Below are 16,123 nucleotides of genomic sequence, written 5' to 3' on the forward strand. Positions count from 1 at the left end.
TGTGGCGCGTCTCCACGCATTTTCGGAAACAAAGCCGCCGGGCGAGATTCTCGCTCTGCGAAAGATTCGTCACGGTTGATATCGACAAGAGGTGCCATGCGATTCGCCGATATCGGCCAGCAGTTGCGGGCCTACCGCCTGGAATCAGGCCTACGCGCGGAGGAAATCGCGGCGCGGCTCGGCGTGTCACGCGCCGCGCTCTATCGCTATGAAAAAGGCGAGGTCATCAAGCTCGACACCATCCGCCGGTTGGCGGAGCTGCTGAAGATCTCGCCGCTCTCCCTGCTGGGCATCGGCGTCGAATATTTCTCCCGACCGATCGCCTTCCAGGAGCGGCTGCGCCAGGTGGAGGAGCAGTCCGACCAGATCCTGCAGGTCGGCGGCGCCTTCTGCTATCAGACGACGACGGAAGCCTTCGATGGCGCCCTCGCCGAGGCCTGGGCGGAAGCCGCCGACGGCTCCTCCGAGCGGGTGGCGGCCAGGGCCGCCGCGGATCAGGCCATGGGCCTGCTCGCCGCGCGCAAGAAGCTGCACCAGTCGCGCCGCGCGAATATCATCTCCATGTTGTCCGAAGGGGCGATCAGGCGCTTCCTCGCCGAGGGCGTCGCGGCGGGGATGGCCGTGTCGGAACGCACGCGGACCCGCTGCCGCCTCGCCGCGCGGACCGAGGTGGAGAGCATTGCCTCCCTGATGGAAAGCGTGCCGATCGGCCTGCAGCTCGGCCTGCTGTCCATGGAACCCGCGGGTGGCTTCATGGTCCTGCGGGGCCGCGACCGGGCGCATGTCTGCACCAGCCCCTTCGCCGCGGATGTGACCTCCAGCGCGGCGATCGGTGTCGGCACCATCACGGCGGCGGATGAAGCGGTCTCGGTGCATCAGCGGGTTGCCGAGTCTGCCTGGCGCAACGCGCTGAAGGGGCCCGCGGCGGCCAGCCGCGTGCGGGACCTGATCCGGGAAAGCGGCCCGCGCTAGGACGGGCGGAGGTCAAGGATCGCATCCATGACCTCCTCATCCTCCGCGGATCGGCGCAGGGTGAAGCCGAGGGCGCGCACGAAGCCGAGCATCGGCTGATTGTCCACCAGCACCTGCCCGACGATGCGTTCCAGGGCATGGTCGCGCGCCCATTCCATCAGCCGTTCCATCAACTGCCGGCCAAGTCCCTGCCCTTTCCAGGCCGGCAGGGTGACAACCGCGAACTCGCCCTGGCGCAGACCGGGCTCGCGGATCAGGCGCGCGACGCCGACCGTACGCGGAACGCCGCCCTCAGGCGTTTCCACCGCCACGAAGGCCATTTCACGATCGTAGTCGATCTGCGTCATGCGGGCGATCTGCGCGGCGGGCAGCTCCTTCAACTGGCTGAAGAAGCGCCAGCGGACATCCTCGGGGGCGAGGTTGCGGAAGGCTTCCGCATGGGCGGCCGCGTCCTCCGGGCGGATCGGCCGGATGACCACCTGACGCCCGTCCCGCGCGGTCCAGGGGCGTGACAGCTCGGCCGGATAGGGTGGCACGGCCAGTTGCGAGACCACGCCCGGTGCGCGCAGCCGCCCTGAGGCGTCCAGCGCCAGGATGCCCTCATCCCCGGCCAGCAGGGGGTTGATGATCAGTCCCTCGATCTCCGGGAAATCGATGGCCATCTGGGAGACCCGCACCAGCGTATCGGCCACCGCCGCCAGATCGACGGAGGCATGGTCGCGGAAGCCTTCCAGCAGGCGGACGCTCCGGGTGCGCCGGATCTGCGCCAGCGCCAGGGTCCGATTGAGCGGCGGCAGATCGAAGGCCACGTCAGGCTCGAAATCCGAGGCGGTGCCGCCACGGCCGTAGCCGATGAAGGGGCCGAACATGGCGTCATCGCCCAGCCGGATCCGCAACTCGTGGCTGCGCCGGCGCCCGCTCATGGCCTGGCGCTGCACCAGGAAGCCATCCAGCCGCGCATCGGGCCGCTGCGCGCGGATGTTCCGCAGCATGCCGGCCGCGGCCTGCCGGAGGCTCGACACGTCCTTGATGCCAAGGACCACGCCGCCCACCTCGGTCTTGCGCGGCAGATCCGGGGAGAGCGCCTTCAGCACCACGGGAAAGCCCATGCGCATGGCCGCCTCGATGGCCTCCTCGACGCTGGCCACCGCCTTTCCAGGGATGACCGGAATGCCATAGGCGCTCAGTAGGCTCAGCGCCTGGGCCTCGTTGAAGTCCAGCCGGCCGTCGCTTCGCATCCGCTCGATCATCGACCGTGCGGCCTGGCGGTCCGGCACCACCTCGAGGACCTCGCGCGGTGGCAGCTCGGCGGCCGCGGCGCGGTTGCGGCGGTCCGTCGCAAGATGCAGGGCGCCGCGGATCGCGGCCTCGGGCGTCGGAAAGACGGCGATACCCTGCTGCCCGAGGCGCTGCTGGGCCACATCGGCACCGGCCCGGCCGAGCCAGGACACCAGGATCGGCGCGCCCCGCGTCGCCTTGCAGGCGGCCGCCAGCAGTCCGGCGGTGATCTCGCCATCCTGCAGGGGTGCCGGGGCGTGGATGGCGACCACCGAGTCCACGCCCTGCAGCGCCGCCACCAGGCTCGCTGCCTCGCCGAGGCGGTGACTGTCCTCCGGGGGCAGCAACAGGGGATTGCCGGAACTGGCGCTGGGCAGCGCCAGGCGAAGGGCGGCGGCATCGCTCTCCGTCCATTCGGCGAGCCGGGCTCCGCCCCGGAGGGCGTCGTCCGCGGCCAGCTGCGCCGGTCCCTGGCCATTGGCCACGATGGCGATGCGGTTGCCGGGCAGCGCATCCTTGCCGCGCCGCACGACCGAGCGAAGGCGCGCCAGCGTCTCCGCCGCGGACAGCAGGTCCTCCAGCCCGGAGACGCGCAGGACGCCGGCGCGGCGCAGCGCCGCCTCCATGACGGCATCCGCCGTCCCGCTCGCATCGGACTGCCGGCCGCCGGGCCGGATGGCGACGACGGGCCGGGTCCGCGCCGTGGCGCGCGCGGCGGAGATGAACATCCTGCGGTTCTTGATGCGGCGGAGATCCAGCAGCACCGCGCCGGCCTCCGGGTCCCGGGCCAGCCAGTCGAGCGAGAGCGCGAAGCCGAGGCCCTGGTTCGTGCCGATGCCGACGATATGGGAGAAACCCAGCTCCTCCCCGTCCGCCCAGTCGATGATGGCGCGCGCCATGGCCGAGGACTGGCAGAGCAGCGCCAGGCGTCCGGGACGGGGCGGCAGGTGGGACAGGCTGGCGTTCAGCCCGATCGAGGGGAGACAGAGGCCGAAGCTATGGCCGCCCAGCGCCCGCATGCCCGTCGCCTCGCAGAGTTCGGCGAGGTCGGGCGAGGCGACCGGAATGACGGCGGCGAAGCAGCCCAGCCGGGCCAGGCTCGCCATGGCCTCCCGCTGCGCCTCGGGGGGGAGGCAGATCACGGCCAGGTCGGGAACCTCGGGCAGGGATTCGATGTCCGGCGCCGCGAGCAGGCCCGGCGCCTCGATGCCGATGGCGTGGATGCGCCCCTCGAAGCCTCCAGCGGCCAGATTGGCGGCCAGGATGGCGGCCTCCGGCAAGGCGGGGTCCGCGACCAGCACCACGCAGGCCGGCCTGAAGAGAGCGGTCTCGCGGAAGCCCGGCTTATGGCGCGTCACGGGAAAAGGCAGCTTCATGGTGGAGGAAGGTGGCAACTTCGCCGCCGGCTCGCAACGCCCGGCTCGGGAAGTTCCGCGCGCCGGCGGCAGGCATGCGAGAGGAAGGCTGGCCGGGTGGGCCTCGCCGGGCTATGGGCAGCCGCAACCCCGACGAATCAGCCGGACTGGCGGAGCTGGGACGGGGCGGTGCCAGCGGGTTGCCGCGCCGTAATCTCAGCCTTATAGCCGTCCGATGCCAGAGAGGTTCTCCACCTTGGCCAGTATCGCTCCCCTCCCCGATCCCTCCGGCAACCCCGCTCTGGCGGCGCAGGACCGCATCCTGGCACTGCCGTGCACCGAGACGCGGCGCATGGCGGACGCCATCCGGGTGCTGGCGATCGATGCCGTGGAACAGGCCAAGTCCGGCCATCCCGGCATGCCTCTGGGCATGGCGGACGCGGCGACGGTCCTGTTCAGCAAGTTCCTGAAGTATGACGCCGCCGATCCGACCTGGCCGGACCGGGACCGCTTCGTGCTGTCCGCCGGGCATGGCTCCATGCTGCTCTATGCCTGGCTGCACCTGTCCGGCCATGCCGGCATGGGCATCGAGGATCTGAAGCGGTTCCGCCAGCTGCATTCCGTGGCCGCCGGCCATCCGGAATATGGCGAGCACCCCGCCATCGAGACCACCACCGGGCCGCTGGGCCAGGGCCTGGCCAATGCGGTGGGCATGGCGCTGGCGGAGCGGCACCTCGCCGTCCGGTTCGGCCGCAGCCTCGTGGACCACCGGACCTGGGTGATCGCGGGCGATGGATGCCTGATGGAGGGCATCAGCCACGAGGCCGCCGCCATCGCCGGCCACTTCAGGCTCTCCAAGCTGACGGTGCTCTGGGACGATAACGGCATCTGCATCGACGGCGATGTCCGCATGGCCTCCTCGGAGGATGTGCTGAAGCGCTTCCAGGCCTATGGCTGGGCGGTGCGGCGCGTCGATGGACACGACGCCGCTGCCGTCGAGAAGGCGCTCGAGGCCGCGACGCGCAGCCGCAAGCCCACCATCATCGCCTGCCGCACCATCATCGGCTTCTCCGCCCCCACCAAGGCGGGCACGGCGGGCAGTCATGGCGCCGCCCTCGGCAGCGCGGAGGCCGCCGCCGCCAAGGAGGCCCTGGGCTGGAGCAGCCCGCCCTTCGAGATCCCGGCCGATATCAAGTCCGCCTGGGAAGCCGCGGGGCGGCGCTCCGCCGGCACCCGCCGGTCCTGGCTGAAGCGGCTGGCCAACCATCAGCAGAAGGCCGAGTTCGAGCGGGCCATGGCCGGCCGGCTGCCGGAAGGCTGGCACGAGGCCAGCGCGGCCTTCCGCCAGCGCATCGCCGAGGAGAAGCCGAAGGCGGCCACCCGCGTGTCGAGCCAGAAGACCCTGGAGGTGCTGGTGCCGGCCATTCCGGAGATGATCGGCGGCTCGGCCGATCTCACCGGCTCCAACAACACCAACGTCAAGGGTGTGCCGGTCCTGTCGCCGGACAATCTGGGCGGCCGCTACATCCATTGGGGCATCCGCGAGCACGGCATGGCCGCGGCCATGAACGGCATGGCGCTGCATGGCGGGATCATCCCCTATGGCGGAACCTTCCTGGTCTTCGCCGATTACCTGCGGCCCGCGTTGCGCCTCGCCGCCCTGATGCGCACCCGCGTCATCCACGTGCTGACGCATGACAGCATCGGCCTGGGAGAGGACGGGCCGACGCACCAGCCGGTGGAGACCCTGGCTTCTCTGCGGGCGATCCCGAACCTCTGCGTCTTCCGCCCCGCCGATGCGATGGAGACGGCGGAGTGCTGGGACCTGGCCATCCAGCGCACGGACGGACCCTCGGTGCTGGCGCTGTCGCGGCAGAACCTTCCCGCCCTGCGCGGCGAGGCGGGCGAGAACCGCTGCGCCCGCGGCGGATATGTGCTGGCCGAGGCCGAGGGGCCGCGCCGCGCCACGCTGGTGGCGACGGGGTCCGAGGTGCATCTGGCGATGGCCGCGCGCGAGACGCTGCAGGCCGAGGGGGTGCCGACCGCGGTGGTCTCCTTGCCCTGCTGGGAGCTTTTCGCGTTGCAGGATGAGGGCTACCGTGGCGCCGTGCTTGGCGAGGCGCCCCGGATCGGCGTCGAGGCCGCGCTGGACTTCGGCTGGCAGCGCTGGCTGGGCGCGGACGCAACCTTTGTGGGCATGACGGGGTTCGGCGCCTCGGCACCCGCGGACGATCTCTTCCGCCACTTCGGCATCACGGTCGAGGCGGTGGTATCGGCAGTCCGGCGCAAGCTGGCCTGAAACGCAACGTTCAAGACCACTTTTCACAGAGACGAGGGAAACACACCATGGCTGTTAAGGTCGCGATCAACGGCTTCGGACGCATCGGGCGGCTGGTGCTGCGCGCCATCGTGGAAAGCGGTCGCAGCGATGTCGAGGTTGTCGCCATCAATGACCTCGGCAGTGTCGAGGCCAATGCCCACCTCTTCCGCTACGACAGCGTGCACGGCGTGTTCCCCGGCGAGGTCGGCGTCGAGGGCAACGCCATCACCATCAAGCACAACGGCCGCGTCTACGGCCCCATCAAGGTCAGCGCGGAACGCGATCCGACCAAGGTGCCGTACCAGGGCGTCGACGTGGCGCTGGAATGCACGGGCCTCTTCACCAAGCGGGATTCGGCGGCGCAGCTGCTGCAGGCCGGCGCCCGCAAGGTGCTGATCTCCGCCCCCGGCGACGGTGTCGATGCCACCATCGTCTATGGCGTGAACCACAAGACGCTGACCAAGGATCACGTCATCGTCTCCAACGCCTCCTGCACCACCAACTGCCTGGCTCCGGTGGCCAAGGTGCTGCATGAAAAGTTCGGCATCCTGCGCGGCTACATGGTCACCATCCACGCCTATACCGGCGACCAGCGCACCGTGGACACGCTGCACAAGGATCTGCACCGCGCCCGTGCCGCGGCGGTTTCCGCCATTCCGACCTCGACCGGCGCGGCCAAGGCCGTCGGCCTGGTGCTGCCCGAGCTGAAGGGCAAGCTGGACGGCACCGCCATCCGCATCCCGACCCCGAACGTCTCCCTCGTCTCCCTGGACTTCGTCCCGGCCAAGACCGAAGGGCTGACGAAGGAGGCCGTCAACGAGGTGATGAAGGCCGCCGCCGAGGGCGAGATGAAGGGCATCCTCGGCTACAACACGGCGCCGCTGGTCTCCATCGACTTCAACCACAACCCGCATTCCTCGACCTTCGACGCGACGCAGACGCAGGTGGTCGATGGCGGGCTGGTCCGCGTGATGTCCTGGTACGACAACGAGTGGGGCTTCTCCAACCGCATGTCGGACACCGCCGCCCTCCTCGGCAGCCTCTGAGGGATCGGCACGGCATGGCCCGCTTCCGCACCCTCGACCAGCTGGATGCCGCCGGGAAGCGGGTCCTGCTGCGTGCCGACCTGAACCTGCCGGTGCGCGACGGCAAGATCACCGACCGCACGCGCATCGAGCGCCTGGTGCCCACCATCCGCGAGCTGGCGGAGAAGGGTGCCCGGGTCATCGTCTGCAGCCACTTCGACCGCCCGAAGGGAAAGCGGGTGCCGGAGATGTCGCTGAAGCCGATGGCCGAGGCGCTGTCCGAGGCCCTCGGCAAGCCGGTCGCCTTCGCCGACGACTGCATCGGCGCCGACGCCGAGAAGGCCGTCGCGGCGCTCGGCGATGGCGAGGTTCTCGTCCTCGAGAACACGCGCTTCCATGCCGGGGAGGAGAAGAACGACCCGGCCATGGCCGAGGCCCTGGCGAAGCTGGCGGATGTCTTCGTCAACGACGCCTTCTCCGCCGCGCATCGCGCTCATGCCAGCACCGAGGGCGTCGCGCACAGGCTGCCCTCCTACGCCGGCCGCCTGATGCAGGCGGAGCTGGAGGCGCTGGATGCGGCGCTAGGCACTCCGGCGCGGCCGGTGATGGCCATTGTCGGCGGCGCCAAGGTTTCCACCAAGCTCGACCTGCTCGGCAACCTGTCGAGGAAGGTGGATGTGCTGGTGATCGGTGGCGCCATGGCGAACACCTTTTTGGCCGCGCAGGGCAAGCCCATGGGCAAGTCCCTGCAGGAGGCGGAGATGCACGAGACGGCGCTCCGCATCCTCGACGAGGCCAAGGCGGCCGGATGCGAGGTGCTGCTCCCTGTCGACCTGGTGGTGGCGGAGGCCTTCGCCGCCAACGCGCCGCATCGTACCGTATCGGTCGACGCGGTGCCGGCGGGGATGATGGCGCTGGATGTCGGGCCGGACACGGTCGCTTCCGTCGAGGCACGGCTGAAGCGCGCCTCGACCCTGGTCTGGAACGGCCCCTTCGGCGCCTTCGAGATCCCGCCCTTCGATACGGCGACCGTGCAGGTGGCGCAGGCGGCGGCCGCACTGACGACCTCCGCCGGGCTCAAGACCATCGGCGGCGGCGGGGACACGGTGTCAGCGCTGCGCCACGCCGGCGTGGCCGAGAGGATGACCTACGTCTCCTCGGCCGGAGGCGCGTTCCTCGAGTGGCTGGAGGGCAAGACCCTGCCAGGCGTTGCGGTACTCGAGGCCGCATGATGGAACGGGCCCCTCCCTGGAGGGGCCCTTCTTCGTTGTGCCGGGCAAAAAGCTGCGGCGCCGGGGTGGCACAGGTCACGGCATGGCGCCACATTCGGGCCAGGTTAGACTCCGAGGAGACGCTTCGATGAATCATGACGTCCTGCTTCATATCGACGGCCAGTGGCGCCCGGCGACGGGCGGCCGCACCATTCCGGTGCTGAACCCCGCGACCGAGGAGCAGATCGGCACGGTGCCGCATGCGACGGAGACCGATCTGGACGAGGCGCTGGCCGCGGCCGAGCGCGGCTTTGCCACCTGGCGACGCGTCTCCGCCTTCGATCGCTCCAAGCTGATGCGCAAGGCCGCCGATCTGCTTCGCAGCCGCGCCGACGACATCGCCCGGCTGATGACCATGGAGCAGGGCAAGCCGCTGCCGGAAGCCCGGATGGAGGTCCTGGCCGGCGCGGACACCATCGACTGGTTCGCCGAGGAGGCGCGCCGCGCCTATGGCCGCGTCATTCCGGCACGGGCGCAGGGCGTGTACCAGTTGGTCATCAAGGAGCCGGTGGGTCCGGTCGCGGCCTTCACGCCCTGGAACTTCCCGATCAATCAGGTGGTGCGCAAGCTGTCCGCGGCGCTGGCCACCGGATGCTCGATCATCATCAAGGCGCCGGAAGAGACCCCAGCCTCGCCCGCCGAGCTGATCCGCTGCTTCCTGGATGCGGGCCTGCCGAAGGGCGTGGTCGGACTGGTCTATGGCGTGCCCGCCGAGATCTCCTCCTACCTCATCCCCCATCCGACCATCCGCAAGGTGACCTTCACCGGCTCCACACCGGTGGGCAAGCACCTGGCCGAGATGGCGGGGAAGCACATGAAGCGCGCGACGATGGAGCTGGGCGGCCACGCGCCGGCCATCGTCTTCGACGACGCCGATGTCGATCTCGCCAGCAAGACGCTCGCCGGCAGCAAGTTCCGCAATGCCGGCCAGGTCTGTGTCTCTCCGACGCGCTTCCTGGTGCAGGAGAAGGTCTTCGATCAGTTCGTCGACAAGTTCGTCGCCCACGCCAAGGCGGTGAAGGTCGGCAACGGCCTTGAGGACGGCGTGACCATGGGCCCGCTGGCCAATGACCGGCGCATTCCCTCGATCGATGCTCTGGTGGCCGATGCCCGTCAGAAGGGCGCCGAGGTCCGCACCGGTGGCAACCGGATTGGCAACAAGGGCTATTTCTACGAACCCACCGTGGTCACCGGCCTGACGCGCGAGATGCGGGCGATGAACGAGGAGCCGTTCGGCCCGCTGGCGCTGATGGTCCCGTTCAAGGACTTCGACGAAGTGGTGGAGGAAGCCAATCGCCTCCCCTACGGTCTGGCGGCCTATGCCTTCACCCGCTCCGCGAAGACGGCGAACGCCATCGCCGCCGAGGTGGAGAGCGGCATGATGACCATCAACCACCTTGGCCTGGCGCTTCCCGAGGTGCCCTTCGGCGGCATCAAGGATAGCGGCTATGGCTCCGAGGGCGGCTCGGAGGCGATCGAGGCCTATCTGATCACCAAGTTCGTCTCGCAGGCGGGGCTCTAAGCACCCTGGTGAACGGGCGCCCGGCGCAGCGCCGCTAGGCTCCTTCCTCGGGCATTTTCCGTTCGCACTGGCTCACGGAAAACGCTCAAGCTGTTTGTTTTTGCCAGCATCTTCACCCGATCCGGTGATTCCACCGGATCGGGATCTGCTTTAGGAGCCGGTCGCCTGCTCCCGCTGCGCCAGGACCTTGTCGATCCGGCGCCCATCCATATCGATGATTTCGAACCGCCAGCCGGACCAGACGATGCGGTCCCCCTCGCGCGGGACTCTCTGCAGCAGGGAGAGCATCAGCCCCGCCACGGTGTGATAGCTGCCCTCGGACGGCAGCTCCGGCAGGTCGAGGCGTGCGCGCAGCTCGTCGCTGGGCATCATTCCGTCCAGCAGCAGGCTGCCATCATGCCGCTCGACGGCGCCGCCGGTCGTCGGCACGGCCTCGACGCCCAGTTCGCCGACGATGGCCTCCAGGAGATCGGAAGCCGTCACCACGCCTTCGAAGCTGCCATACTCGTCCATCACCAGGGCGATGCCGAGACGGTCGCTCCGCAGGCGGGCCAGGGCGTCCAGGGCGGAAAGATTGTCCGGCAGGATCATGGGATGGCGCAGCGCCTCGGCGGTCGAAAGCGGCTGGCCGGAGAGCAGCTGGTCCAGCAGGTCCTTGGCCGCCACCACGCCGACGACATTGTCGATCCGGCCGTCGGCCACCACCAACCGCGTCACCGAGCTGGAGCGCAGGCGGGCAGCCATCTCCTCCGCCGTCGCCGTGCGGTCGATCCAGTCCACTTCCGTCCTGGGCGTCATCAGGGCGCGCACCGGCTTGTCGGCGAGACGGAGAACGCGCTCGATCATGTGGCGTTCCTCGGTCTCCAGCGCTCCCGCCTCCGCGCCCTCGGCCACGGCGGCCTTGACCTCCTCCTCGGTGATCGTCGAGGACACCGGCCGGGAGGCGCCCAGCAGGCCCAGCACCAGCGCGGAGGATCGGGACAGCAGCCAGACCATCGGCGCGGCGATGCGTGACAGCAGCAGCATGGGCGGGGCGACCAGTGTCGCGACGGCCTCCGGATTGCGCAGGGCCAGTTGCTTGGGAACCAGTTCGCCGAGAATCAGGGACAGGTAGGTGATGCCGAGCACCACGACGCCCAGGGCGATCTGCGCGGCATAGGCCTCCAGCCCCGGGACCAGGGCGAGGACGCCGGCGAAGCGCTGGGCCAGGCCCTGACCCGCGAAGGCGCCGGCCAGGACACCCACCAGGGTGATGCCCACCTGCACCGTCGGCAGGAAGCGCTGGGGGTCCTCGGCCAGCGCGAGGGCCGCGGTCGCCCCCGCCTTTCCTCCCCGCTGCATGCCGAGCAGCCGGACCCGACGGGCGGAAACGATCGCCAGCTCGCTCATGGCGAAGATGCCGTTCAGCAGCACCAGCAGCAGAATCACGAGTATTTCTAGCGCGGCTTCCATGGCAGGCCATCCTTCGTCTCGGCACAGGGGTTTACCTGCTGGGGACAGGCGGGTCACGCGGCGCCGGCCCTATTCCGGCCATCAACTGAACCCGCCTTCGCCGCAACCGGAGGGGATAAGAGCTGAGAAGCATGCGCCTGGACCGGTTCCGCCATGAAGATCAGCCTTGTCCTGCCGATGGTCCCTTCGGGGTCTCTCACCGCCGCCGTGCCCGCCGACCGGAGCACCCGCCGTGGCCGGGGCGCCTGGATGCTGCGCGGTGCGACGCTGCTCCAGGCGCTGGCCTGGTCGGGGGTGTCGGCGGGCTGGGCGGCGGCCGCGGTCGCCACGATGGCGATCCTGCTTCCACGCTGGGTCGCGCCGCTGCCGGCGGGCCGCCGTGGCCTTGCCCTGCTCGTGTCGCTCCAGGGACTGGCCGCCGTCCTGGGATTCGCGGTGCTGCAGGCGGGAGCGGGTGCGCTGGGATCGCTGCTCCTGTTGCTGTACGCCCCGATGGTTGTGCCGCTGGCCACCGTGCTGCGGGCCCGTCTCGCGCCGGATCGGCCCGTTTCATCCGTGCCGGTGCCCTCCCCCATCCCCAGGGGCGCGAGGCTTCCCCGTATCTCCTTTCACCTGCTGATCCGGGATGCTTCCGGCCCGGAGGTCCGTTCCACGCTGAACTGGCTGGCCACCCTTCCCTCCTCGTCCTGCGAGGTGCTGGTGGTCGATTCCAGTGGCAGCCCGGCGGCCTGGGAGCCCGTGGCGGAGCACTGCGCGCGGTTAAGGCATTGCCGGTTCTTCCATCTGGGGCCGGTCGATGCGGCACAGAGCCGCGCCTTCGCCCGCGCGGAGACCCATCCCGACGCCGAATGGATCGGATTGATCCGACCCGGAGCCGCCGGCGGGGCCGAATGGTGGCCACAGGCCGTGGCTAGGCTGGCGGAGCCTGATTGCGGAGTGCTGCACACCGTCGAGAGGCGTCATCCGGATCTTCCGCGGCTCCAGGAACTGGAGGCCGCCGGCGCCCTTCCCTGGCTCGAAGGCCTCTCCCTGGTCCGGCGCGACGCGCTCGACATGGCCGCTGGCGCGGCCGCGTCCGATGATGAAGCGGCGCTACGCCCGCTGCTGTTCCGGCAGGGCTGGCGGGCCCTGCTTCTGACGCAGGATTGCCAACGGCCGCAGCCATGCCGGACGACCCTGCGGCGTGAGGCGCGGCGTCTGGCGACACTCTGGCGGCGTCATGGCGATGCGCTGTCTGATGTGTCGGATCCCGCTTTCACGCCGGAGCAGCGGAGGCAACTGCTGGGCGAGGCCTCCGCTGTCCTCCTTCAGGGCTGGGCCTGGGTGGCGGGGCTGTCGCTGCCGCTGGGGCTGATCGTCGCTCCATCCGGCTGGCGGCCGGAGGAGGCATTGGTGGCGCTTGCGATCCTCGGCGGCCTGGCGGCGGCAGGGCGCCCGACGGTCTGCCTGGCGCGAGCGCCCTGGCGCGATGATCCGGCTACGCGCCGCTAGATCGCTCCGTTCTCGGCACCGATCAGCGCCAGTCCCTCGGCCACGGAGACGAACTCCCCGCCATGGGCGATTCGGTCGGCGCCGAACCGCGCTTCGAAAATGCGGCGAATGGCGGGGACGAGCGAGGAGCCGCCGGTCAGAAAGACACGGTCGATGGCGTCCTCCCGCACTCCGGCCCGCTCCAGCGCCTCGCTGACCGTCGCGCCGATCCGCCGCAGCTCGGGCGCGATCCACGCTTCGAAGTCCGCCTGCCGGACGGTTTCGTCCAGTTCGAAGTCCTCGTGCCGGAAGCGCAGCACGGCGCTGTCCTGCGTCGAGAGGCTGGCCTTCACCTCCGATACCGCACGGTAGAGGGCATAGCCGGCCTCGTCCTCCACCAGCCGCAGCAGATGCATCAGCCGCTCCGGATGATCGGCGTTGCGGGCCACCTCGGCAATCTCCCGCATGGTCTTGGGAGCCCGCATCAGCGAGAGCCGGTGCCAGTGCGCGAAGCTGCTGAAGAAACTGGGTGGCACCGGCAGGGCGGTGCCCAGGATGCGGTAATGGTCGCCCTTGCCCAGGCGGGGCGACACGACATTGTCGATGATGCGATAGTCCAGCGCATCGCCGGCGATTCCAAGCCCCGCATGGCCGAGCGCGGTCACCCGCCGCCGCTCCCCCGGCTCGAAGCGGAGGATGGAGAAGTCGCTGGTGCCGCCACCAAAATCGCCAATCAGGACATTGGCAGGCTCATCCAGCCCCGCGGCGAAGCGATAGCCCGCCGCTTCCGGCTCCAGGGCCAGGTCCACCTGGCTCCATCCCGCCGCCTGAAACGCGGACCGAAGGCGCCGCTCCGCCAGGGCGTCATCCGCCGTCTCGCCCACGAAGTGGACCGGACGCCCGGCGATCACCCTCGCCCGGAGCAGATCGCGGCCGGCGGGAAGGCTGGCGAGCAACGCGCGCAGGAAGAGCGAAATCAGCGCCTCCAGCGTCAGGGCCTGCCCGAAGACCCTGGTCTCGGTGAAGTTGCGGCTGGCCAGATAGCTCTTCATGGACATGATGAGGCGGCAGCCGAGGGGGTCATCCAGATAGGCCTCGATGGCCGCCGGCCCGGCGGCATGCTCGAGCCGGCCACGGCCGGCGCCGCTCTCCTCCATCCAGAAGCAGATCAGCGAGCGGAAGGTCTCGGCCTCGCGGGATCCCATGGCGAAGCGGAGGCTCTCGACCGATCCATCCGGCCGGTGCAGGGCGATGACGCTATTGGTCGTGCCGAAGTCGATGCCGATGATGTCGGTCATGGCGGGCGCCCTGTGCCGTGAAGGGCCGGGCGTTAGAGCAGATCGGCGCGGGAATGGAAACAACCCGCGTCGCGGGGCAGTTAACGATTTTCCCACAGGCTTTACTTCGTATCATCCCGCGAGACGTCTAAGCCTGCCTTGTCGTCAACAGTTGATTAAGCAGGCAACCCCATGGCGGAAAGCGGCCTCCTCGACTTCCCTCGAACGGATTCCAACCGGTTGCGGCTGGCATTGCGCCGGCTGGAAGGTGCTCTGGCGGAGCAAAAGGCGGCCGTCTCGGCGTTCCGCTCCGAGGTCGGCCGGCTGCGCGAGTCCACCCTCTCCCTCCACAGGAGCGTCTCGTCCTACCAGGATGGCCTCACCGAGGTCATGGGTCGCGTGGAGGATGCCCGGATCGCGGCGCGGCATCTGGAGCGCTCGGCGCAGGATCTGGCGGCCCAGGCAGGCTAGGTGCCGCCGTTCCGGCGGTCGTGCCTTCCGCCAGGCGGCGCTTCACCTCCGCGTCCCGGGCCGTTAGCCTGACGGAAAGGCAGCTGCCGGCGCGGTAACCCCACGGCGCCCGGTGTCGGCCGGCAAGCAGGATATGAGCCCGTGGCACCGCATCCTCTGATCGAGACCTTCCGCAAGGCCCGCATCGTGCCCGTGGTGCGGACCAGCACCGCGGCCCATGCCGCGCTGGCGGCATCCTGGCTGAAGGATGCGGGGGTCACCATCTTCGAGATCACACTGACCATTCCCGATGCGCTCTCCGTCATCCGTGACCTGGCCGCCGATCCGGGCCTGCTGGTCGGCGCCGGCACGGTGCCTGATGCCGCCTCGGCGGAGGCGTGCCTGGCGGCCGGCGCGCGTTTCCTGGTCTCGCCCTGGGTCGACCCCGCGCTGGCGGCACCGGCGCGCGCGGCGGGCGCCTGCCTCATGATGGGCGCCATGACACCGACCGAGGTCCGCGCCGCCCTGAAGGCCGGCGCGGATGTGGTCAAGATCTTTCCTGCCTCCTCGGCCGGCGGGCCGGGCCATATCCGCTCGCTCCGGGCCGTGTTCCCCGGTGTGGCCTTCTGCCCCACCGGCGGTGTGGATGCCCGCAATGCCGGTGACTACATCGCGGCCGGAGCGGCCTTCGTGGGCATCGGCGGCAAGCTGGTCGATGAGGCAGCCATCGCCGCCGGAAACCGTGCCGCCGTCGAGGCCGCGGCACGCGAGGCCCTGGGGATCAAGCAGGCATGAGCGGCGCCGATCTTCTCTGCATGGGGGAACCCATGCTGGAGTTCAATCAGAGCCGGAAGGACGCGCAGGGCCGGCCGCTCTACCTGGAAGGGCACGGCGGCGATACCTCCAACGCCGCCATCGCGGCGGCGCGGGCCGGGGCCAGCGCCGGCTACATCACGGCCATCGGGCAGGATACGCCGGGCGACAGTTTCATGGCGCTCTGGGCGTCCGAAGGCGTGGACACCGGCACGGTGGAGCGGCGCGGGGACGCCCCCACCGGGATCTACTTCGTGACTCACGGCGAGGCCGGCCATCAGTTCACCTTCTACCGCCGTGACAGCGCCGCCAGCCGCATGACCCCGGAGAGCGTGCCGGAGGATGCCATCCGACGGGCGCGGATCCTGCACCTTTCCGGCATCAGCCAGGCGATCTCGACCAGCGCCTGCGACGCCTGCTTCCGGGCCATCGAGATCGCCCGCGATGCCGGCGTCATCATATCCTACGACACCAACCTCCGCCGGGCGCTGTGGCCTCTGCCAAGGGCGCGCGCCATCATGCACGCCGCGCTCGGCATGGCCGACATCGCCCTGCCGAGCGAGGAGGACGCCGTCGCGCTGACCGGGCTGACGGAGCCGGACGCCATCGCCGACTTCTATCTGAAGCTCGCGCCCCTGGTGGTGCTGAAGCTCGGCCGGCGCGGCGTCATGGTCGCGACGTCGGAGCGCCGCATCATCCTGCCCGGCCGTCAGGTGGAAGCGGTGGACGCAACGGGAGCCGGCGACACCTTCGCCGGCAACTTCCTGGCGCGACGCCTTCTCGGGGACACGGCGGAGGAAGCCGCGGGCTATGCCAATGCCGCCGCGGCCCTGGCGACCACCGGTTACGGCGCGGTGGCCCCCATGCCCCGTCAGGCAGCCGTCCGCGCCTTCATGAACCAGGCCGGCTGAGAAGCCG

At 69.9% G+C, this 16,123-nt stretch carries 12 protein-coding genes; 9 read left to right on the top strand and 3 right to left on the bottom strand.

All coding sequences use genetic code 11. The features are described 5' to 3' along the window. Positions 1–96: 96 nt before the first annotated feature. Positions 97–972, top strand: a complete 876-nt coding sequence (locus ACVMLK_RS04940) for a helix-turn-helix domain-containing protein (RefSeq protein WP_198367803.1) — start codon at positions 97–99, stop codon at positions 970–972. On the opposite strand, the gene ACVMLK_RS04945 is transcribed toward ACVMLK_RS04940, so the two are convergent. Next, positions 969–3,626 carry a bifunctional acetate--CoA ligase family protein/GNAT family N-acetyltransferase gene (locus ACVMLK_RS04945; protein WP_457485785.1) on the bottom strand — a complete coding sequence of 886 codons (2,658 nt, stop codon included), beginning with the start codon at positions 3,624–3,626 and terminating at the stop codon, positions 969–971. The two genes, ACVMLK_RS04940 and ACVMLK_RS04945, sit on opposite strands and share 4 nt — an antisense overlap. Before the next feature lie 214 nt (positions 3,627–3,840). On the opposite strand from ACVMLK_RS04945, the gene tkt reads away from it, so the two are divergent. The 4 genes from tkt (at position 3,841) to ACVMLK_RS04965 (ending at position 9,743) form a co-directional block, all read left to right on the top strand. Continuing rightward, positions 3,841–5,904, top strand: coding sequence for a transketolase (tkt, locus tag ACVMLK_RS04950; protein WP_457485786.1), 2,064 nt, complete (start codon positions 3,841–3,843; stop codon positions 5,902–5,904). Positions 5,905–5,951: 47 nt separating this feature from the next. Continuing rightward, the gene (gap, locus tag ACVMLK_RS04955; RefSeq protein WP_457485787.1) at positions 5,952–6,971 is read left to right on the top strand and encodes a type I glyceraldehyde-3-phosphate dehydrogenase; all 1,020 of its coding nucleotides are present in this window, start codon (positions 5,952–5,954) and stop codon (positions 6,969–6,971) included. 14 nt (positions 6,972–6,985) lie between these two features. Further along, positions 6,986–8,182 carry a phosphoglycerate kinase gene (locus ACVMLK_RS04960; protein ID WP_422923994.1) on the top strand — a complete coding sequence of 399 codons (1,197 nt, stop codon included), beginning with the start codon at positions 6,986–6,988 and terminating at the stop codon, positions 8,180–8,182. Positions 8,183–8,309: 127 nt separating this feature from the next. Further along, positions 8,310–9,743, top strand: coding sequence for an NAD-dependent succinate-semialdehyde dehydrogenase (locus tag ACVMLK_RS04965; protein ID WP_422923992.1), 1,434 nt, complete (start codon positions 8,310–8,312; stop codon positions 9,741–9,743). 150 nt (positions 9,744–9,893) lie between these two features. On the opposite strand, the gene ACVMLK_RS04970 is transcribed toward ACVMLK_RS04965, so the two are convergent. After that, the gene (locus ACVMLK_RS04970) at positions 9,894–11,195 is read right to left on the bottom strand and encodes a hemolysin family protein (protein WP_457485788.1); all 1,302 of its coding nucleotides are present in this window, start codon (positions 11,193–11,195) and stop codon (positions 9,894–9,896) included. Between the two features lie 153 nt (positions 11,196–11,348). Between ACVMLK_RS04970 and ACVMLK_RS04975 the strand changes: the two genes are divergently transcribed. Continuing rightward, the gene (locus ACVMLK_RS04975; RefSeq protein ID WP_457485789.1) at positions 11,349–12,686 is read left to right on the top strand and encodes a hypothetical protein; all 1,338 of its coding nucleotides are present in this window, start codon (positions 11,349–11,351) and stop codon (positions 12,684–12,686) included. Here ACVMLK_RS04975 and ACVMLK_RS04980 read toward each other — a convergent pair. Then, a complete protein-coding gene (locus tag ACVMLK_RS04980; protein WP_457485790.1) occupies positions 12,683–13,963 on the bottom strand; it encodes an Hsp70 family protein in 1,281 nt (426 codons plus the stop codon). The genes ACVMLK_RS04975 and ACVMLK_RS04980 overlap by 4 nt on opposite strands. A gap of 171 nt (positions 13,964–14,134) precedes the next feature. Between ACVMLK_RS04980 and ACVMLK_RS04985 the strand changes: the two genes are divergently transcribed. From ACVMLK_RS04985 to ACVMLK_RS04995, 3 genes are all read left to right on the top strand, one after another. Then, positions 14,135–14,413 carry a hypothetical protein gene (locus tag ACVMLK_RS04985; RefSeq protein ID WP_198367795.1) on the top strand — a complete coding sequence of 93 codons (279 nt, stop codon included), beginning with the start codon at positions 14,135–14,137 and terminating at the stop codon, positions 14,411–14,413. Between the two features lie 141 nt (positions 14,414–14,554). Beyond that, a complete protein-coding gene (locus tag ACVMLK_RS04990; RefSeq protein WP_422923982.1) occupies positions 14,555–15,187 on the top strand; it encodes a bifunctional 4-hydroxy-2-oxoglutarate aldolase/2-dehydro-3-deoxy-phosphogluconate aldolase in 633 nt (210 codons plus the stop codon). Beyond that, positions 15,184–16,116, top strand: a complete 933-nt coding sequence (locus ACVMLK_RS04995) for a sugar kinase (RefSeq protein ID WP_457485791.1) — start codon at positions 15,184–15,186, stop codon at positions 16,114–16,116. Before ACVMLK_RS04990 ends, ACVMLK_RS04995 begins: the two co-directional genes overlap by 4 nt. Positions 16,117–16,123 lie beyond the last annotated feature (7 nt).

The sequence above is a fragment of the Teichococcus aerofrigidensis genome (assembly GCF_054073225.1).